The organism is Pseudomonas sp. AP19, from assembly GCF_001728855.1.
Taxonomy (GTDB): Bacteria; Pseudomonadota; Gammaproteobacteria; order Pseudomonadales; family Pseudomonadaceae; genus Aquipseudomonas; species Aquipseudomonas fluorescens.
In genome coordinates this window covers 1-18003 of record NZ_LXJP01000029.1, presented here as the reverse complement: position 1 = coordinate 18003, position 18003 = coordinate 1, and the positions used below count along the sequence as shown (strand labels likewise).

The following is an 18003-nucleotide window of genomic DNA, read 5'->3' as shown; positions in this document are numbered from 1 at the left end:
ATTGCGCAGGATTGCAACGTCACCGACACCTGCCGGCCCTGCGGCTGCAAGCGGGCGAACTTACCAGATAGATTCAGGGTGCGCCACTCCCGGTTGTCGAGGCCCATCGCCACGGGGTTGCAAACTGCTACAGCCCGCCATGGCGGGGTATGCATGGCCTCGAATGTTGATTTTAGTCGTTTTGCGCGCGCCTGCCCGGCCGCACAAGTGGCCGAGCAGGCAATAGAGCATGTTTTACGTCGCGGGTTCGGTAGAATCCGAACTTTGTCCTCACCGTCTAAGGAAGGCTAATGGCTCAGCCCTACAGTGCGCGCAGTCGCGCCATCGAACCTTTTCATGTCATGGCGTTGCTGGCGCGAGCCAACGAGCTGCAGGCAGCCGGTCATGATGTCATCCACCTGGAAATCGGCGAGCCGGATTTCACCACGGCCGAACCGATCATCCAGGCCGGCCAGGCCGCACTGGCCAGCGGCAAGACGCGCTACACCGCGGCACGTGGGGTGCCGGAGTTGCGCGAGGCCATCAGCGGTTTTTACCAGCAGCGCTACGGGCTGAGCGTCGATCCTGAGCGCATTCTGATTACCCCCGGCGGCTCCGGCGCCCTATTGCTGGCAAGCAGCCTGCTGGTGGACCCAGGCAAGCACTGGCTGCTGGCGGACCCGGGTTACCCGTGCAACCGGCACTTTTTGCGGCTGGTGGAAGGCGCGGCGCAACTGGTGCCGGTAGGCCCCGAAGTGCGCTACCAATTGACCGCCGATCTGGTTGCCAGGCATTGGGACCAGGACAGCGTTGGTGCATTGGTCGCCTCCCCTGCAAACCCCACCGGCACCGTCCTCACCCGTGATGAGTTGGCCGGGTTGTCGAGTGCCATCAAGGCGCGTAACGGCCACTTGGTGGTGGATGAGATTTATCACGGCCTTACCTACGGCATTGATGCTGCCAGCGTGCTGGAAGTCGATGACGAGGCCTTCGTCTTGAATAGTTTTTCGAAGTATTTCGGCATGACCGGCTGGCGCCTGGGCTGGCTGGTGGCGCCGCCGGATGCGGTGAGCGAATTGGAGAAGCTCGCACAAAACCTCTACATCAGTGCACCGAGCATGGCCCAGTACGCAGCGTTGGCCTGTTTTGCCCCGCAGACCCTGAGCATTCTGGAAGAGCGCCGCGCCGAGTTCGGTCGCCGGCGTGACTTCCTGTTACCCGCCTTGCGCGAGCTGGGGTTCGGCATCGCCGTGGAACCGGAAGGTGCGTTCTACTTGTATGCCGATATCAGCGCGTTTGGCGGCGATGCCTTCGCGTTCTGCCGTCATTTCCTCGAAACCGAACATGTGGCTTTTACCCCAGGGCTGGACTTCGGTCGCTATAAAGCCGGTCACCATGTGCGTTTCGCCTACACGCAAAACCTTGATCGCCTACAAGAAGCGGTGGACCGGATTGCGCGTGGCCTGCGGAGTTGGCAAGGCTGATGCGCTTTCATCCTCCCCTCGAAGAAGGGCGGCTGATTCGCCGCTACAAGCGCTTTCTCACGGATATCGAAACGGTTACCGGCGAGTTGTTGACTATTCACTGCCCGAACACCGGTTCGATGCTCAATTGCATGGTGGAGGGTGGCCAGGTCTGGTTCAGTCGTTCCGACGACCCCAAGCGCAAGTTGCCGGGCACCTGGGAAATTGCCGAAACGCCGCAGGGCCGACTGGCGTGCGTCAATACGGCGCGCGCGAATCAGTTGGTTGAGGAGGCATTGCGCGCCGCAGTTATCACTGAACTCAATGGCTTTACCGCGCTGAAACGTGAAGTGCCTTACGGCCAGGAAAAAAGCCGCATCGACTTTCGCCTGGAATACCCGCAGGGCGAGGCGTACGTGGAAGTTAAAAGTGTAACCCTGGGTTTCGATGGCTCGGCAGTGGCGGCCTTCCCCGATGCGGTGACACAGCGAGGCGCCAAGCACTTGCGTGAGCTGGCGCACCTGGCCCGCGACGGCGTGCGGGCGGTGCAGCTGTATTGCGTCAACCTGTCGGGTATCGAGGCCGTGCGCCCGGCCGTGGAAATTGATGCTGGTTACGCTGCTGCGTTGCGTGAGGCCAAGGCGGCCGGCGTGGAGGTGCTGGCTTATGGTGTGCAGGTCACGCCTGAGGAAATTTACGTCGACCGCCGTTTGGAAGTGCTGATCGGCGACTAGAGTTCAACCCACAGGCCTTGCGCGTCTTCGCGGCCATGCAAGGCTTTGAGGCTTTGGCCTGCACACGGCCCGGCAATGCATTCGCCGTTTTCGATCAGGAACAGTGCGCCATGGGTTGCGCACTGAATCAGGCTGGCACTGGCGTCGAGGAAGTGATCAGGTTGCCATTCCAGCGGGATGCCGCGATGGGGGCAACGGTTGAGATAGAAGTAGGCAACGCCGTCCCGGCGCACGGCCAACAGCTTGCAACCGTCGATCTCGAAACCGAGGCTGGCGTTGGGAGCGAGCGTGTCGGAGGAGCAGAGAAACTTCATTTCAATCCTTAAGTGCCTTGACGTGCAAATGCAAACAATTATCAAATGCCGGCTTCGCCCGTTAGCTGGTTGGGCGCTCAGTACGATGCCAGACGGGTCTAATCTGTCACATCGGTGAGTGCTTGAGTGGCCCTGCCCTTGGAAGGAAACCCTGATATGCGCCTGAGTACCAGCGCTATTGCGCTCGTTGCCTCACTGCTGGTCAATCCCGGGGCGCAAGCCTCTGAACTGCCACAACGCTGGGTCAGTGCCGGTGGGGCGCTATCGGAATGGGTGACGGCCCTGGGCGGTGAGTCGAAGTTGGTAGGCGTCGATACCACCAGTCAGCATCCTGATTCGCTCACGAAGTTGCCCAGTATTGGCTACCAACGGCAGTTGTCGGCTGAAGGTATTTTAAGCCTGCGCCCGCAGGTTCTGGTCGGCACTGAAGAGATGGGCCCGCCGCCGGTGCTGGCGCAGATTCGGGGGGCGGGTGTGCAGGTCGAGATGTTCTCGGCGCAGCCCGATTTACCGACGTTGCAGGGGAACCTTCAGCATTTGGGCAAGTTGCTGGGCAGTGAGGCCAGGGCCAACGAATTGTTTACCGGCTATGAGCAGGCGCTTGAGCAGCAAAAAGCCTGGGTTGCCAAGGCCCAAACCACCCAAAAGGCACCGGGCGTGCTGTTGTTGCTCGGTCACGCGGGTGGCAAACCGCTGATTGCCGGTAAAGACACGGCTGCCGACTGGATGTTGCAGCTGGCAGGCGGCAAAAACCTGGCGACCCATACGGGTTACAAACCCTTTTCGGTGGAGTCGTTGGCGGGGTTGAGCCCCGATGTGCTGGTGTTTGCTGACCGCGCCTTAACCGGTGACGCCGCGAGGGCCGCCTTGTTCAAGGAGAGCCCGATTTTGGCTTCCACGCCGGCGGCCAAGAATAGTCGGGTGTTTGAGTTGGACCCAACCCTGCTGGTGGGAGGGCTCGGGCCACGCTTGCCGCAAAGCCTGGTGACGCTGTCTGCCGGGTTTTATCCGTCCCAGGCTAAACCTGCCCCATGACGACGTTGGTTAAACCGAAAACGCTCTTTATTGGGCTGGCGCTGTTATGTCTGTTGGCAACCTGGCTTTCATTGGCGTTGGGGCCTGTCAGCCTGCCTTTGCTGGATACGCTGAAGGCTGCGTTGCGCATGCTGGGGGCGCCGATTGAAGCTCACGGCCTGGAGCAGGCAGAGCTGATTTTAGGGCAGATCCGTTTGCCGCGTACCTTATTGGGGCTGGCCGTGGGCGGTGTCCTGGCATTGTCGGGCGTGGCAATGCAGGGGTTGTTTCGCAACCCGCTGGCCGATCCGGGGTTGGTCGGTGTTTCCAGTGGTGCGGCGTTGGGCGCGGCGATTGCGATCGTCGGCGGCTCGTTTTTTGGCGGTCTGCCGGATGCGTTTGGCCCGTATCTACTGTCGTTGTGCGCATTTCTCGGCGGTTTGGGCGTCACCGCACTGGTTTACCGGCTCGGCCGACGCAACGGCCAGACCAACGTTGCGACGATGCTGCTCGCCGGTATCGCCCTCACGGCCCTCGCCAGCTCGGCGGTGGGGTTGTTTACCTATTTGGCGGATGACGCCACGTTGCGCACGCTGACCTTCTGGAACCTGGGCAGCCTCAATGGCGCAAGCTATTCGCGGTTGTGGCCCTTGCTGCTGGTCAGTGCCGGTGTCGCGTTGTGGTTGCCGCGCCGGGCGAAAGCGTTGAATGCATTGTTACTGGGGGAGTCGGAGGCCAATCACCTTGGGATTGACGTGGAGCGGCTCAAGCGTGAACTGGTGTTCTGTACGGCTTTGGGGGTGGGCGCGGCGGTAGCGGCGGCGGGAATGATCGGGTTTGTCGGGCTGGTAGTGCCGCATCTTGTGCGGCTGTTGGCGGGGCCTGATCATCGGGTGCTGTTGCCGGCTTCGGTGCTGGCCGGGGCGAGCTTGTTGCTGTTTGCCGATCTGGTAGCGCGCTTGGCCCTGGCGCCGGCTGAATTGCCGATCGGCATCGTGACGGCGTTTATTGGTGCACCGTTTTTTCTGTATTTGTTGCTGCGAGGGCGTGCCTGATGCTGCGAGTCGAAGCGTTGCAGGTCAGGCGTGGTCGCAAAACCGTGCTGTCGGGGGTCACCCTGGACGTGTTGCCCGGTGAGGTGCTCGGCGTGCTGGGCCCGAATGGCGCGGGCAAAAGCACGTTGCTCGGTGCGCTGTGCGGCGAGCTTCAGCCGGATCAGGGCCATGTATGGCTGGATCAGCAAGCCTTGCAGGACTGGAGCGGGCCACAGCGTGCCCAGCGTCTGGCAGTGTTGCCGCAGTCATCCACCCTGGATTTCGCTTTTCGTGTCGAAGAGGTTGTAGGCATGGGCCGCTTGCCCCATCAGACCGGGCGGGTGAGAGATGAAGAAATTATTACCGCGGCGCTGCAGGCGGCGGATATCGAGCACTTGAGCGGTCGCAGTTACCTGGCCCTTTCGGGCGGTGAGCGCCAACGTGTGCACCTGGCGCGGGTTTTGGCGCAATTGTGGCCGGGGGAAGCGGGGCAGACGTTGCTGCTGGACGAGCCGACATCGATGCTCGATCCCTTGCACCAACACACGACCTTGCAGGCAATTCGTACATTTGCCGACCGGGGCGCGGCAGTGTTGGTGATCCTCCATGACCTCAATCTGGCGGCGCGTTACTGTGATCGCATTCTGTTGCTGGAAGGCGGGCGTCCACATGCGCTGGACACGCCGGCACAGGTGATGCGGCCTGAGCCGCTCAAGGCGGTGTTTGGCCTGGACGTATTGGTGCAGCCACACCCCGAGCGCGGGCATCCACTGATTATTGCGCGCTGAAATCAGTTTTTCTTAGGCAAAAAAAAGACCCGGCAAGAGCCGGGTCAAATAACCGTGATTAGCCTGATGAGGAGATAATCTGAGAGTCCGAACCAATGGTCTTTCAGTTATCGGCTGATCTCGCGACCAGTTGTGATAATCATAACGATTCTCATTTGAGAGTCAACAGTTGTTTTTCAGCGATCTGCCGTTTTCTCAAGTCAGCGTGCTTATAGCCCGTAAAAACTGGGTTTGCTAAGCGCCCTAATTCTTCTGGCGCGCTGAAATCGCATCCAATTGACGGTTCAGCGCTTCCTTGCGCTCTGCCGGGATATCGTTCCAATGAACATCCATCAATGCCCCCTCAATTGCATACAGCAGGACTTTCGACGCCCGGAACCCGCGAGTCCGTACCGCCCGATAGGCATCGACCGCTCCCAGCCGGCGCAAGTCGGACGCGCTGTGGATGCCCACCGCGTGCAGCCACTGCGCTGACGTCTTTCCAAGGTTTTTCAAGTGTTGCAGCTCATCGTTCATCAAGCCTCCTTGCGACGGCCGAATGGTGCGGTGGGTATCGTGACCAGGCAGGCCTGAAAGGGAGTGTAGCGCTCAGTAGGAAAAGCGTGATTCTTTGGTCAGGAACGGCTGAATCGCTATAAGAATGGCGTACGATTTTGAAGACAAGCAGGCAGGCGCTGCCCGGTACGCGCGGTACGTACCTCGGGCCCGGAGTGTGATGTTACTTGGTGCGGTAACGCAGGCGAGTGCCGAAATTAACCGACATCAGGATCTCGTCAGCCGTCAATTCGGCGGGGAAGTAGGTGCCGGAGATCTGCGCATGCGCCAGGCTGGCGCCTTCCAGTGAACAGTCGCGCAAATCCAGACCGCGCAGGTCGGCAGAGCGGAAATACGCGTCGGTAAAGTCCACGCCTGTGGCATTCAAATCACGCAGGTCCAACCCTCGGAAGTCGCCACCGCGCATGTCGATAATCCCGTCTTTGGGGCGTCCCTGGTTGAACCCGCGAATGTCGTCCTTGTGCAGGAGTGCGTAGAGCGGGGTATCAAGAAGCTTGGGCTGACTCATTGCGGCGACTCCTGTTGGAATTATGGCGCCATTATAGTGCCACTATTTCTCGGTCGCGCACCGAAGAACGGTGACACGACCAAGAAATATTTCTTACAGGCCGGGCAGGTGCTGACGAATGTGCGCGACTAATGCGTCCAGCGTCCCGCTTTCATTCGTCTCGACACGCTTGCTGAGGAGCTGCTCCTCGGCGGTCAGCGGGTCGCGACTGGCTTGCTGCTCTTCGATAATGCTCAGGGTCGCGTCGGAAGGATCGTTTTTATCGGCCTGACGTTGTGCCAGCCAGCTGGCGATAACGGCTTGCGGCGCATTGCAATCCAGGATCAGGAACGGCGCGCCGGTGGCTTCAGCAATTTTCGCGGCGGTGTCACGTTGTTCGCGCTTCAGGAACGTGGCATCCAGTACCACCGGGTACCCGGCGCGCAGCAGGGTATCGGCGATTTCGTTCAGGCGAGCGTAGGTCGCTGCGCTGGCATCGGCAGCATAGATACCGGCTTGCGGCGTGTTCTCGACTTTCTGCTCGCCGAACAGGCGCTTGCGCTCCACATCCGAGCGCAGGCGTACAGCGCCCAATGCTTCCACCAGGCGCATGGCAACGTGGCTTTTGCCGACGGCCGAGACGCCGTGGGTAATGGCGAGGAAACGCGAAGGAATGGTGCTGTAGCTTTCCGCCAGGTTGGCGTAGTTGCGGTACTGGCGCAGGGTGGTGGCGCGTTGCACCGGGCTTGCCTCGCTCGGCATGCTGAACAGTGCAACCTTGGCGCGGACCAGCGCACGGTAGGCTTTATAGAAGTTCAGCAGTTCAAGGCCTTGGTAGTCGCCGGTCAACTCCAGGTATTGGCTGATAAACCGGCGTGCCAGGGATTTGAGGCCGCGGTCTTCCAGGTCCATGGCCAGGAAGCCGGTGTCGGCGTAGACGTCGGTGAAGCGAAAGGGCTCATTGAACTCGATGCAGTCAAAAATCACGACCTGGCCATCGATCAGCGTGGCGTTGCCCAGGTGGATATCACCGTGGCATTCGCGAGTGAAACCGCCAAGTTTGCGTTGGGCCAGCAGCGGCTTGAGGCGCTCGAAGCTGCTTTCAGCCCAGGCTTGCAGGGCTTCCAGTTGCGCCAGGTCGGCCTTGTCGCTGAGGAAGGGGCGGATTTGCTCGAAGTTCTGGCGTACCGGCGCCATCACTTCGTCCGGGGTGCCGGCGGGGTGGTCTTGCGGCACTTTCGGTGCGGTCAGGTGGAAATGCGCAATCTGCTTGGCCATCTCATCAATGTGTGCGCTGGTCAGTTCGCCGTTGGCTTGCAAGGTGCTCAGCAGTTGGCTTTGCGGGAACTGGCGCATTTTCAGCGCGTACTCGATTACCGGGCCTTCGCCGCCCAATTGCGGGGCTTCGGCTGTGCCTGTGATCGGCAAGACTTCGAGATACAAATCTTTGGTCAGGCGCTGGTTGAGTCGCAGCTCTTCATTGCAAAAATGCCCGCGATCGGCCAGCTCAGTGAAATTCAGAAAGCCGAAGTTCATCGGTTTCTTCAGTTTATAAGCGAAGGGGCCCGTCAGTATGACCCAGGAAATATGGGTCTCGATGACTTGAAACGCTTCAACTGGATGCGGATACAAAGCCGGGTTTTGCAGTGCAGCAATCAGGGACTGGCTCACAGGCGATCCTTCAAAGTCTGGGGGAAATCATGGTCGGCATTATGGCGGTTACAGCCGGTCGTGCAAACCGCTGTCCGGCTCATGTTGATCATCGATAAAGTGCGTATAATCCGCCGCCATGACTCGAACCCGATCTCCCCGTTCCCGTAAAAAACCTCCTTCCCGCGGCCTGCGTCCGTGGCTGGGCTGGGCGCTCAAGCTAAGCCTGGTAGGCCTTGTCGTGCTCGCCGGCTTCGCGGTTTACCTCGATGCCGTGGTCCAGGAGAAGTTCTCCGGCAAGCGCTGGACCATCCCGGCCAAGGTGTATGCACGCCCGCTGGAATTGTTCACTGGCCAGAAGCTGAGCAAGGAAGACTTCCTGACTGAGCTCGATGCCCTGGGGTATCGCCGCGAGCCCGTGAGCAACGGCCCGGGTGCCGCCGCTGTCAGTGGTAACACTGTCGATTTGAATACCCGCGGCTTCCAGTTCTATGAAGGCCTCGAAAAAGCCCAGCCGGTGCGCGTGCGCTTCTCTGGCGATTACGTCGCAGAGCTGTCGTCGCTTAATGGTTCAAAGTTGCCTGTAGTTCGGCTTGAACCCTTGATGATCGGCGGGATTTACCCGAAGAACCTAGAAGATCGCATCCTGATCAAGCTTGATCAGGTGCCGCCCTACCTGTTGGAAACCTTGGTTGCGGTAGAAGATCGCGACTTTTACAGCCATTGGGGTGTGTCACCGAAGTCGATTGCTCGCGCGATCTGGGTGAACACCTCCGGTGGGAAGATGACACAGGGTGGCAGCACGCTGACGCAACAATTGGTCAAGAACTTCTACTTGACCAACGAGCGCAGCCTGACGCGTAAGCTCACCGAAGCCATGATGGCAATGCTGCTGGAACTGCATTACAGCAAGCAGGAAATCCTTGAGGCGTACCTCAACGAGGTCTTCGTCGGTCAGGATGGCCAGCGCGCCGTGCACGGGTTTGGCTTGGCCAGTCAGTTCTTCTTTGGCCAGCCTTTGTCCGAGCTGAAGTTGCATCAAGTCGCGTTGTTGGTCGGGATGGTCAAGGGCCCGTCCTATTACAACCCGCGGCGCAATCCGGAACGTGCGCTCGAGCGTCGTAACCTGGTGCTGGATGTGCTGGAACAGCAGGGTGTAGCCACTGCCGAACAAGTCGCTGCCGCAAAGAAAATGCCACTGGGTGTAACCACTCGCGGCAAGCTGGCGGACAGCTCCTTCCCAGGCTTTATCGACCTGGTCAAACGCCAGTTGCGTGAAGATTACCGCGACGAAGACTTGACCGAAGAAGGCCTGCGGATTTTCACCAGTTTCGACCCGATTCTGCAGATGAAAGCCGAAGCATCGGTGAACGACACATTCAAGCGCCTGACCGGCCGTAAAGGCTCGGATGAAGTCGAGGCGGCGATGGTCGTGACCAACCCGGAAACCGGCGAAGTCCAGGCCATGATCGGCAGTCGACAAGCCAGTTTTGCCGGTTTCAACCGCGCACTGGATGCCGTGCGGCCGATTGGCTCGCTGGTTAAGCCGGCGGTCTACCTGACGGCTTTGGAAAAACCAAGCAAATACACCCTGACCAGTTGGTTGTCGGATGACCCGCTTTCGGTCAAAGGTGCTGATGGCCAAGTGTGGACGCCGCAGAACTTCGATCGACGCTCCCACGGCACCGTGTTCCTGTACCAGGGCCTGGCGCATTCCTACAACATCTCCACCTCGCGCCTCGGGCTTGAGGTGGGTGTGCCGAATGTGCTGAAAACCTTGGGCCGCCTCGGCATTACCCGTGAGTTCCCGGCGTTCCCATCGATGCTTCTGGGGGCTGGCGCCATGACCCCAATGGAAGTGGCCACGATGTACCAGACTCTCGCCAACGGTGGTTTCAATACGCCGATGCGCGGCATTCGCAGCGTGCTGACCGCCGAGGGCGAGCCGCTCAAGCGCTATCCGTTCCAGATTCAGCAGCGTTTTGATGCGGGCTCCATCTACCTGATCCAGAACGCCATGCAGCGCGTAATGCGCGAAGGCACCGGGCGCTCGGTCTATAGCGTGCTGCCGTCGAACCTGACGCTGGCGGGCAAGACCGGTACCAGTAACGATTCGCGTGACAGCTGGTTCGCCGGCTTCGGCCAGGATGTGTTGGCGGTGGTGTGGCTTGGGCGTGACGACAATGGCAAGACACCGTTCACCGGTGCGACCGGTGCCCTGCAGGTCTGGACCAGTTTCATGCGCAAGGCCGACCCGCTGCCGCTGAACATGCCGCAGCCGGATAACATCGTGCAGGCTTGGATTGATCCGCATACCGGCCAAGGTTCCGATGCCAACTGTCCGGGCGCAGTACAGATGCCGTATATTCGCGGCAGCGAGCCACCACCCGGCGCCGCGTGCGGTGGCAGTGCCCCTGCTGACGCGGAATCGGTGATGGATTGGGTCAAGGGCTGGATGAATTAAGCAAAGAGGGTTTCAAGTGAACAAGTGGTTGATTCCAGCTATTACAGCTCTGGCGGTACTCAGCGGTTGCTCCAGCGTGCAACGCGGTTCGATTCCGGTGGTGGATTCGAGCACGACCGTTTCCAACAACGACCGCATTTCGGCCAATGGCGGTTTCCGTCAGACCGTGGTCAAGCGGCCTGCCCAAGCCACACCGCAAGCCATACCGCAGGATTCGGGTGTAGTGGTAATGGTGCCGGGCGCGGGTGCCGCTACGTCGGCGCCGATCAGTGCCGAGCCGTGGACCCCGGGGCCAAGCACATCGGGGCCTGTCGACTCCACGCCGATCCAGACGGCGCCGATCAACCAGGGCACCTACAACATGCCGTCCACGCCGAGCGGCATTCCGTCGCGTTCGAGCGCTGGCGGTCTGTCGGCTGACGAGCAACTGGATGGTCCGGTGTTGGCTTTGCTGACGACCGCCCAGCAGCAGCAAGCCAGCGGCGACTTGAATGGTGCGTCGTCGAGCCTTGAGCGTGCTCAACGTGTGGCACCTCGCGAGCCGCAAGTGTTGTATCGCCTCGCCCAAGTGCGCATGGCTCAGGGTGACGCGCCGCAGGCCGAGCAGTTCGCCCGTCGCGGCCTGACCATGGCCAATGGTCGTCCAGACCTGCAAGCCAACCTATGGGCCTTGATTGGTGATGCGCGTGCCGCACAAGGCGACGCGGCCGGGGCCGCTCAAGCTCGACAGAAAGCCAAGGTCAGCCTCTGATGGATGCACGGTTTCCAGCGATTGCTGAACAGTTATTGCTGATTGAGCGCGAGTTGCGTGTGCAGGGTTGGTGGGACGAAGTGTCCCCCAGCGCCGAGGCGCTGAGCAGCGTCGAGCCTTTCTCGGTCGATACCCTGGACTTTCACCAGTGGCTGCAATGGATCTTCCTGGTGCGCATGAAGCAGATTCTGGAGCAGGACCTGCCATTGCCCAATGCTTCAGGGATCCTTGAGATGGCCGAGATGGTCTATGCCGATCGGCCGGTTGAGAGCCTGGGTTTGCGAAATGCGCTGAAAAAGTTCGACCAATTGATCGTCGACGCTCGTTAATTGCCTGACTGCCGGTATTTCCGGCAGTCTTGCGCACATTTCTACCGCTTGACGACATTCAGGCGAGTTTTATCCCTCCTCAAACCCCTTTCTTCTACGTTCTCATGCGCTTAGTTGGAAAAAAGCGCAATTATTGCTTGACTTGAAGGGGCTGAAACAGAAGAATCCAAAGTCCGCTGTATCGGGACTGCCAGAAGCAGGCCCGCTCAGCAGATCATGAGGCGCATACCCGCGCCGACCTGTAACACCCGCAACGCGTTACCTCGCGCTGGGTGGGAAAAGCCCGCAACACTTGGGACGATCCCAATACTTGCTCAGTCAGTGCTGACGTAGTCGGCGACCACCGTCGCTCATGCTCTGTTGAGAAGTAAACCTATTAAGACCCGTCGGTTTTTAACGGACGGTATTCTGGCGTTTTAGAGGTGAACAACGTGGAGCTTTTATCTGGCGGTGAGATGCTCGTCCGCTTTTTGCGTGACGAAGGCGTCGATTATATCTACGGGTACCCAGGTGGTGCTCTGCTGCATGTCTACGACGCACTGTTCAAGGAACCGGCTGTTACCCACATCCTGGTTCGTCACGAACAGGCCGCGACCCATATGGCTGACGGTTACGCCCGTGCCACCGGTAAAGCCGGCGTGGTACTGGTTACGTCCGGCCCAGGCGCAACGAATGCCATTACCGGCATCGCGACTGCTTATATGGACTCCATTCCGATGGTGATCATTTCCGGCCAGGTCGCAAGCACCATGGTCGGTACCGATGCCTTCCAGGAAACCGACATGATCGGTATTTCCCGGCCGATCGTGAAACACAGCTTCATGATCAAGCATGCTTCGGAAATCCCGGAAGTCATGAAAAAGGCCTTCTACCTCGCACAGTCCGGTCGTCCCGGCCCTGTCGTGGTAGATATCCCGAAAGACATGACCAACCCGGCCGAAAAATTTGAATACGTCTTCCCCAAGAAAGCCAAGCTGCGTTCCTACAGCCCGGCTGTTCGTGGGCACTCGGGGCAAATCCGCAAGGCAGCAGAGATGCTCCTGGCAGCCAAACGCCCTGTGTTGTACTCGGGCGGTGGTGTCATTCTGGGCGGCGGTTCCGCACCGCTGACCGAACTGGCCAAACTGCTTAACCTGCCGGTAACCAACACCCTGATGGGCCTCGGCGCCTTCCCGGGCACCGATCGTCAGTTTGTCGGCATGCTCGGCATGCACGGTAGCTACACCGCCAACCTGGCCATGCACCACGCCGACGTGATCCTGGCCGTGGGCGCGCGTTTTGATGACCGTGTGATCAATGGCGCGAGCAAGTTCTGCCCGAATGCCAAGATTATCCACATCGACATCGACCCGGCGTCCATCTCCAAGACCATCAAGGCCGACGTGCCGATCGTTGGTCCAGTGGAAAGTGTGTTGACCGAAATGGTTGCCGCGCTCAAGGACATCGGCGAAACGCCGAACAAGGAATCCGTTGCCAGCTGGTGGAAGCAGATTGACGAGTGGCGCGGTGATCGCGGCCTGTTCCCTTACGACAAGGGCGACGGCAGCATCATCAAGCCGCAAACCGTGATCGAAACCCTGTGCGAAGTGACCAAGGGCGACGCCTTTGTGACCTCCGACGTGGGCCAGCACCAAATGTTCGCCGCCCAGTACTACAAGTTCGACAAGCCTAACCGCTGGATCAACTCCGGTGGTCTGGGCACGATGGGCTTTGGTTTCCCTGCGGCCATGGGCGTAAAGCTGAGCTTCCCAGACACCGACGTCGCGTGCGTCACCGGTGAGGGCAGCATCCAGATGAACATCCAGGAACTGTCGACGTGCTTGCAGTACGGCCTTCCGGTGAAGATCGTCTGCCTGAACAACGGCGTGCTGGGCATGGTTCGTCAGTGGCAGGACATGAGCTACGGTAGCCGTCACTCCCATTCCTACATGGAATCGTTGCCAGATTTCGTCAAATTGGTTGAAGCCTATGGCCACGTCGGCATGCGCATCACTGATTTGAAGGATCTCAAGCCGATGATGGAAGAGGCGTTCGCCATGAAGGACCGTCTGGTGTTCCTTGATATTCAGGTTGACACCAGCGAGCACGTCTACCCGATGCAAATCAAAGACGGCTCTATGCGCGATATGTGGCTGAACAAGACGGAGCGTACTTAATCATGCGGCATATTATCTCCCTGCTTCTGGAGAACGAACCCGGCGCTCTGTCTCGTGTTGTCGGCCTGTTTTCGCAACGCAACTACAACATCGAAAGCCTGACCGTGGCACCGACCGAAGACCCGACCCTGTCGCGCCTGACGTTGACCACCGTGGGCCACGATGAGGTGATCGAGCAGATCACCAAGAACCTCAACAAACTGATCGAAGTGGTCAAGCTGGTCGATCTGTCGGAAAGTGCCCACATCGAGCGTGAGCTGATGTTGGTAAAGGTTAAGGCGACGGGTGCTCAACGTGCCGAGATCAAACGGACTACCGATATTTATCGCGGGCAGATCGTCGATGTGAGCGCCAGCGTTTATACCGTGCAACTGACCGGTACAAGCGACAAGCTGGACAGCTTCATCCAGTCGATCGGGACGGCCTCGATTCTGGAAACGGTACGCAGTGGTGTCACCGGGATTGCCCGTGGCGACAAAGTACTCAGCATCTAACCCAAATTAGCGAATGGCCTTACGGCCTGGATATATAGAGGAACCTCATGAAAGTTTATTACGATAAAGATTGTGACCTGTCGATCATCCAGGGCAAGAAAGTCGCCATCATCGGCTACGGTTCCCAGGGTCACGCACAAGCTTGCAACCTGAAAGATTCCGGCGTTGACGTCACTGTTGGTCTGCGTAAAGGCTCGGCCACTGTTGCCAAGGCTGAAGCCCACGGTCTGAAAGTAACTGACGTTGCTTCCGCTGTTGCTGCTGCCGACCTGGTCATGATCCTGACCCCGGACGAGTTCCAGTCCGCGCTGTACAAGAACGAAATCGAGCCGAACATCAAGAAGGGCGCCACCCTGGCCTTCTCCCACGGCTTCGCGATTCACTACAACCAGGTTGTGCCACGCGCTGACCTCGACGTGATCATGATTGCGCCGAAAGCGCCGGGCCACACCGTGCGTTCCGAGTTCGTCAAAGGCGGCGGTATCCCTGACCTGATCGCGATCTACCAGGACGCTTCGGGCAACGCCAAAAACGTTGCGCTGTCCTACGCAGCGGGTGTTGGTGGCGGTCGTACCGGTATCATCGAAACCACCTTCAAGGACGAGACCGAAACCGACCTGTTCGGCGAGCAAGCTGTTCTGTGCGGCGGTACCGTTGAACTGGTTAAAGCCGGTTTCGAAACCCTGGTTGAAGCTGGCTATGCGCCGGAAATGGCCTACTTCGAATGCCTGCACGAACTGAAGCTGATCGTTGACCTCATGTACGAAGGCGGTATCGCCAACATGAACTACTCGATCTCCAACAACGCCGAATACGGCGAGTACGTGACTGGCCCGGAAGTTATCAACGCCGAGTCGCGTCAGGCTATGCGCAACGCCCTGAAACGTATTCAGGACGGCGAATACGCCAAAATGTTCATCAGCGAAGGCGCAACCGGCTACCCTTCGATGACTGCCAAGCGTCGTAACAACGCCGCTCACGGTATCGAAGTCATCGGCGAGCAACTGCGCTCCATGATGCCGTGGATCGGTGCCAACAAGATCGTCGACAAAGCCAAAAACTAAGTCGTACGTATCAAGAGAAAACGCGGCTTAGGCCGCGTTTTTTCGTTTGGGAGGCTGGTTCTGGTATAAAGCTGCATCGTTTGCGGGCGAACACTCGCCGCAAGTATTTGTCGAATTTTTTTCACACCCGTTGCAAGGTAAAGTCCATGAGCGAACGTCCCGACGAGCCAAGCCAGGCTTCTGACGCCGATAGCCTGCTACCGATCGATGAACATGTCGAAGAAGGGCATGACGCGGAAGGCCGCAAGGTCCGGCATCGTGGCATCTATCTCCTGCCCAATCTGTTCACCACGGCGAACCTGTTTGCCGGTTTCTATTCCATCATCAACTCCATGAGCGCTCAAAGCGCGTTGGCGGCGGGTGATGCGGCGAGCGCCAGCAAGTATTTCGGTTTTGCTGCCATCGCAATCTTTGTGGCCATGGTGCTCGACGGCCTTGATGGCCGTGTTGCGCGTATGACCAATACCCAAAGCGCCTTCGGTGCCGAGTACGACTCGTTGTCGGACATGGTTGCCTTTGGTGTGGCGCCTGCACTGCTGGCGTTCGCCTGGGCACTGGGCGATATGGGCAAGGTGGGCTGGATGGTTGCCTTCATCTACGTCGCGGGCGCTGCTTTGCGTCTGGCGCGCTTCAATACCCAGGTGGGTACGGCCGACAAGCGTTACTTCATTGGTCTCGCAAGCCCCGCTGCTGCGGGAGTGGTGGCGGGTATCGTCTGGGCGTTCAGTGACTACGGGATCCAGGGGTCGAAGATGTCTTTTCTGGTGGCCTTGATGGTTGCGGCGGCCGGCATGCTGATGGTCAGTAACATCAAGTACAACAGCTTTAAGGAGTTGGACCTCAAAGGGCGCGTGCCTTTCGTGGCTATCCTGGTGGTTGTGCTGGTGTTTGCCGTCGTGTTCAGTGATCCCCCGCGTATCCTGCTGCTGGCGTTCCTGGTCTACGCTGCTTCCGGGCCGATCCAATATTTGCTGCATCTGCGTCGCGACAAAACATTGTCTTAATGTAATGTTCCCCATACTCCGCAGTCTATTGGTGCATCAGTCCTCCAATGCTGCGGAGTTGCCATGTTAATCAAGATCCCCAAAGCGTCCGATTGCCTTGAATCGGATGTGACCCCCGAATCCTTCTACCTTTCTCGCCGCAGCCTGCTCGGCGGTGCGCTTGCCGGTGTCGCGGCCAGTAGTTTGCCGCGCTGGGCCAGTGCGGACGATGCTGCGCGTTATGCCGATGTCGAACCGGGCAACGCCCCCAGCTGGTTTGCCGAGAAGCTGCCGAGTACCAAGTGGCAGGCTGTCACGGTAAAGGACGAGGCTATCACCCCGTTCAAGGATGCAACCCACTACAACAACTTCTATGAGTTCGGTACGGACAAAGGGGATCCGGCGAAGAACGCGGGCTCGCTCAAGACCGAGCCATGGAGCGTGGTCATTGATGGGGAAGTCGCCAAGCCTGGGCGTTATGCCCTGGAAGACTTCATGAAGCCTTATCAGTTGGAAGAACGCATTTACCGGTTGCGCTGTGTCGAGGCTTGGTCAATGGTGATTCCGTGGATGGGCTTTCCCATTTCAGCCTTGCTCAAACAGGTTGAGCCGACCTCCAAGGCCAAGTACATCCGCTTTGAAACGCTCCAGGACCCGAAAAGCATGCCGGGTCAGCGTTCAAGCTTCGGCTTGATCGACTGGCCTTATGTAGAAGGGCTGCGTCTGGATGAAGCCATGAACCCGTTGGCGATTCTTGCCGTAGGCATGTATGGGCGTGAGTTGCCTAACCAGAACGGCGCGCCGTTGCGTTTGGTGGTGCCGTGGAAGTATGGCTTCAAGAGTGTGAAGTCCATTGTGCGCATCAGCCTTGTGAGCGAGCAGCCTAAAACCACGTGGCAGAGTATTGCGGCCAATGAGTATGGGTTCTACGCAAACGTGAATCCTACAGTCGACCATCCTCGCTGGACTCAGGCGCGGGAGCGTCGTCTGCCGAGCGGCTTATTCAGTCCAAATGTGCGCGAGACGCAGATGTTCAATGGCTACTCGGATGAGGTCGCTTCTCTTTATACAGGTCTCGATTTGCGGAAGAACTACTGATGCGTTATCCAATCTGGCGCATTGGCGTCTTTATAGCGGCGGCGATATGGCCATTTTTCTGGTTATATGAAGCGTGGAGCTCGGTGCTCGGGCCTGATCCTGGGAAAGTGCTGATGGATCGGTTGGGGCTTGGAACGCTGGTTCTGTTGCTGATCACACTGTGCATGACGCCACTGCAGAAGCTCAGTGGGTGGGCGGGGTGGATTGCTGTCCGCCGACAGCTGGGGCTCTGGTGTTTTGCGTATGTGGCTCTGCACCTGGCGGCTTACTGCGTGTTCATCCTTGGGCTTGATTGGTCGCAATTTGGTGTAGAGCTGCGCAAGCGGCCTTACATTATTGTGGGCGCGCTGGGTTTCCTCTGTTTACTGGTGCTGGCGGTGACGTCCAATCGCTATAGTCAGCGTCGGCTCGGCAGCCGTTGGAAGAAGCTGCATCGCCTGGTGTATGTGATTCTTGGGCTTGGTTTGCTGCATATGCTTTGGATCGTGCGGGCCGACCTGAAGGAGTGGGCCATCTATGCATCTATCGGTGCGCTGCTGTTGGTCTTGCGGATTCCACCAGTGACGCGTCGAATTCCCCGCCTTATTGCGAAAAAACCACTTTCTGCGACAAAAGCGTAATTAGCGCTTGACGGTAGATTCTGGGC

The 18003-nt window shown here is 58.9% G+C and carries 18 protein-coding genes; 14 read left to right on the top strand and 4 right to left on the bottom strand.

The window, feature by feature from the left end:
* The first annotated feature begins 290 nt into the window (after positions 1 to 290).
* Positions 291 to 1463: a pyridoxal phosphate-dependent aminotransferase gene (locus A7D21_RS19855; RefSeq protein WP_069552490.1), complete on the top strand. Its 1173-nt coding sequence runs from the start codon at positions 291 to 293 to the stop codon at positions 1461 to 1463.
* Entirely contained in the window at positions 1463 to 2176 is a 714-nt protein-coding gene (gene sfsA, locus A7D21_RS19850; protein WP_069552489.1) for a DNA/RNA nuclease SfsA, read from the top strand. The genes A7D21_RS19855 and sfsA overlap by 1 nt, the downstream gene beginning before the upstream one ends.
* Here the strand turns inward: sfsA and A7D21_RS19845 are convergent.
* Positions 2173 to 2490 carry a Rieske 2Fe-2S domain-containing protein gene (locus tag A7D21_RS19845; RefSeq protein WP_053258055.1) on the bottom strand — a complete coding sequence of 106 codons (318 nt, stop codon included), beginning with the start codon at positions 2488 to 2490 and terminating at the stop codon, positions 2173 to 2175. The genes sfsA and A7D21_RS19845 overlap by 4 nt on opposite strands.
* A 156-nt stretch (positions 2491 to 2646) precedes the next feature.
* Here A7D21_RS19845 and A7D21_RS19840 point away from each other — a divergent pair, with 156 nt between their 5' ends.
* The 3 genes from A7D21_RS19840 to A7D21_RS19830 are packed head-to-tail and all read left to right on the top strand — an operon-like array spanning position 2647 to position 5326.
* The gene (locus A7D21_RS19840) at positions 2647 to 3525 is read left to right on the top strand and encodes a hemin ABC transporter substrate-binding protein (RefSeq protein ID WP_069552488.1); all 879 of its coding nucleotides are present in this window, start codon (positions 2647 to 2649) and stop codon (positions 3523 to 3525) included.
* Between the two features lie 50 nt (positions 3526 to 3575).
* Positions 3576 to 4559 carry an iron ABC transporter permease gene (locus tag A7D21_RS19835; protein WP_171902624.1) on the top strand — a complete coding sequence of 328 codons (984 nt, stop codon included), beginning with the start codon at positions 3576 to 3578 and terminating at the stop codon, positions 4557 to 4559.
* Positions 4559 to 5326, top strand: coding sequence for a heme ABC transporter ATP-binding protein (locus A7D21_RS19830; protein ID WP_069552486.1), 768 nt, complete (start codon positions 4559 to 4561; stop codon positions 5324 to 5326). The genes A7D21_RS19835 and A7D21_RS19830 overlap by 1 nt, the downstream gene beginning before the upstream one ends.
* 243 nt (positions 5327 to 5569) lie before the next feature.
* On the opposite strand, the gene A7D21_RS19825 is transcribed toward A7D21_RS19830, so the two are convergent.
* The 3 genes from A7D21_RS19825 to A7D21_RS19815 form a co-directional block, all read right to left on the bottom strand.
* Positions 5570 to 5842: a TfoX/Sxy family protein gene (locus tag A7D21_RS19825; RefSeq protein WP_010562703.1), complete on the bottom strand. Its 273-nt coding sequence runs from the start codon at positions 5840 to 5842 to the stop codon at positions 5570 to 5572.
* 202 nt (positions 5843 to 6044) lie between these two features.
* Positions 6045 to 6389 carry a pentapeptide repeat-containing protein gene (locus tag A7D21_RS19820; protein ID WP_053258051.1) on the bottom strand — a complete coding sequence of 115 codons (345 nt, stop codon included), beginning with the start codon at positions 6387 to 6389 and terminating at the stop codon, positions 6045 to 6047.
* 93 nt (positions 6390 to 6482) lie between these two features.
* Positions 6483 to 8039, bottom strand: coding sequence for a bifunctional aminoglycoside phosphotransferase/ATP-binding protein (locus tag A7D21_RS19815; RefSeq protein WP_069552485.1), 1557 nt, complete (start codon positions 8037 to 8039; stop codon positions 6483 to 6485).
* A gap of 118 nt (positions 8040 to 8157) precedes the next feature.
* On the opposite strand from A7D21_RS19815, the gene mrcB reads away from it, so the two are divergent.
* The 9 genes from mrcB (at position 8158) to msrQ (ending at position 17977) form a co-directional block, all read left to right on the top strand.
* A complete protein-coding gene (gene mrcB / locus A7D21_RS19810; RefSeq protein ID WP_053258049.1) occupies positions 8158 to 10482 on the top strand; it encodes a penicillin-binding protein 1B in 2325 nt (774 codons plus the stop codon).
* Between the two features lie 16 nt (positions 10483 to 10498).
* On the top strand, positions 10499 to 11233 hold the full coding sequence (locus A7D21_RS19805) for a M48 family metallopeptidase (protein ID WP_069552484.1): 735 nt from the start codon (positions 10499 to 10501) through the stop codon (positions 11231 to 11233).
* Positions 11233 to 11562: a YqcC family protein gene (locus A7D21_RS19800; protein WP_053258047.1), complete on the top strand. Its 330-nt coding sequence runs from the start codon at positions 11233 to 11235 to the stop codon at positions 11560 to 11562. Before A7D21_RS19805 ends, A7D21_RS19800 begins: the two co-directional genes overlap by 1 nt.
* A gap of 431 nt (positions 11563 to 11993) precedes the next feature.
* Entirely contained in the window at positions 11994 to 13718 is a 1725-nt protein-coding gene (locus A7D21_RS19795; protein ID WP_053258279.1) for an acetolactate synthase 3 large subunit, read from the top strand.
* A 2-nt stretch (positions 13719 to 13720) separates the two neighbouring features.
* Positions 13721 to 14212 (top strand): acetolactate synthase small subunit, encoded by a 492-nt coding sequence (ilvN, locus tag A7D21_RS19790; RefSeq protein ID WP_003176102.1) that lies wholly within the window; start codon positions 13721 to 13723, stop codon positions 14210 to 14212.
* A gap of 47 nt (positions 14213 to 14259) precedes the next feature.
* Positions 14260 to 15276, top strand: coding sequence for a ketol-acid reductoisomerase (gene ilvC / locus A7D21_RS19785; protein WP_003176099.1), 1017 nt, complete (start codon positions 14260 to 14262; stop codon positions 15274 to 15276).
* A 146-nt stretch (positions 15277 to 15422) separates the two neighbouring features.
* Positions 15423 to 16280, top strand: a complete 858-nt coding sequence (gene pssA, locus A7D21_RS19780; protein ID WP_053258046.1) for a CDP-diacylglycerol--serine O-phosphatidyltransferase — start codon at positions 15423 to 15425, stop codon at positions 16278 to 16280.
* A gap of 63 nt (positions 16281 to 16343) precedes the next feature.
* Positions 16344 to 17357, top strand: coding sequence for a protein-methionine-sulfoxide reductase catalytic subunit MsrP (gene msrP / locus A7D21_RS19775; RefSeq protein ID WP_053258045.1), 1014 nt, complete (start codon positions 16344 to 16346; stop codon positions 17355 to 17357).
* Positions 17357 to 17977 carry a protein-methionine-sulfoxide reductase heme-binding subunit MsrQ gene (gene msrQ, locus A7D21_RS19770; protein ID WP_053258044.1) on the top strand — a complete coding sequence of 207 codons (621 nt, stop codon included), beginning with the start codon at positions 17357 to 17359 and terminating at the stop codon, positions 17975 to 17977. Before msrP ends, msrQ begins: the two co-directional genes overlap by 1 nt.
* Positions 17978 to 18003 lie beyond the last annotated feature (26 nt).

Excerpts from the sequence above, each read along its gene's own strand:
- msrP (WP_053258045.1), top strand. The coding sequence starts at position 16,344 with ATGTTAATCAAGATCCCCAAAGCGTCCGATTGCCTTGAATCGGATGTG.
- sfsA (WP_069552489.1), top strand. The coding sequence starts at position 1,463 with ATGCGCTTTCATCCTCCCCTCGAAGAAGGGCGGCTGATTCGCCGCTAC.
- A7D21_RS19840 (WP_069552488.1), top strand. The coding sequence starts at position 2,647 with ATGCGCCTGAGTACCAGCGCTATTGCGCTCGTTGCCTCACTGCTGGTC.
- ilvN (WP_003176102.1), top strand. The coding sequence starts at position 13,721 with ATGCGGCATATTATCTCCCTGCTTCTGGAGAACGAACCCGGCGCTCTG.
- A7D21_RS19800 (WP_053258047.1), top strand. The coding sequence starts at position 11,233 with ATGGATGCACGGTTTCCAGCGATTGCTGAACAGTTATTGCTGATTGAG.
- ilvC (WP_003176099.1), top strand. The coding sequence starts at position 14,260 with ATGAAAGTTTATTACGATAAAGATTGTGACCTGTCGATCATCCAGGGC.
- A7D21_RS19845 (WP_053258055.1), bottom strand. The coding sequence starts at position 2,490 with ATGAAGTTTCTCTGCTCCTCCGACACGCTCGCTCCCAACGCCAGCCTC.
- msrQ (WP_053258044.1), top strand. The coding sequence starts at position 17,357 with ATGCGTTATCCAATCTGGCGCATTGGCGTCTTTATAGCGGCGGCGATA.
- A7D21_RS19820 (WP_053258051.1), bottom strand. The coding sequence starts at position 6,389 with ATGAGTCAGCCCAAGCTTCTTGATACCCCGCTCTACGCACTCCTGCAC.
- A7D21_RS19830 (WP_069552486.1), top strand. The coding sequence starts at position 4,559 with ATGCTGCGAGTCGAAGCGTTGCAGGTCAGGCGTGGTCGCAAAACCGTG.
- pssA (WP_053258046.1), top strand. The coding sequence starts at position 15,423 with ATGAGCGAACGTCCCGACGAGCCAAGCCAGGCTTCTGACGCCGATAGC.
- A7D21_RS19855 (WP_069552490.1), top strand. The coding sequence starts at position 291 with ATGGCTCAGCCCTACAGTGCGCGCAGTCGCGCCATCGAACCTTTTCAT.
- mrcB (WP_053258049.1), top strand. The coding sequence starts at position 8,158 with ATGACTCGAACCCGATCTCCCCGTTCCCGTAAAAAACCTCCTTCCCGC.
- A7D21_RS19825 (WP_010562703.1), bottom strand. The coding sequence starts at position 5,842 with ATGAACGATGAGCTGCAACACTTGAAAAACCTTGGAAAGACGTCAGCG.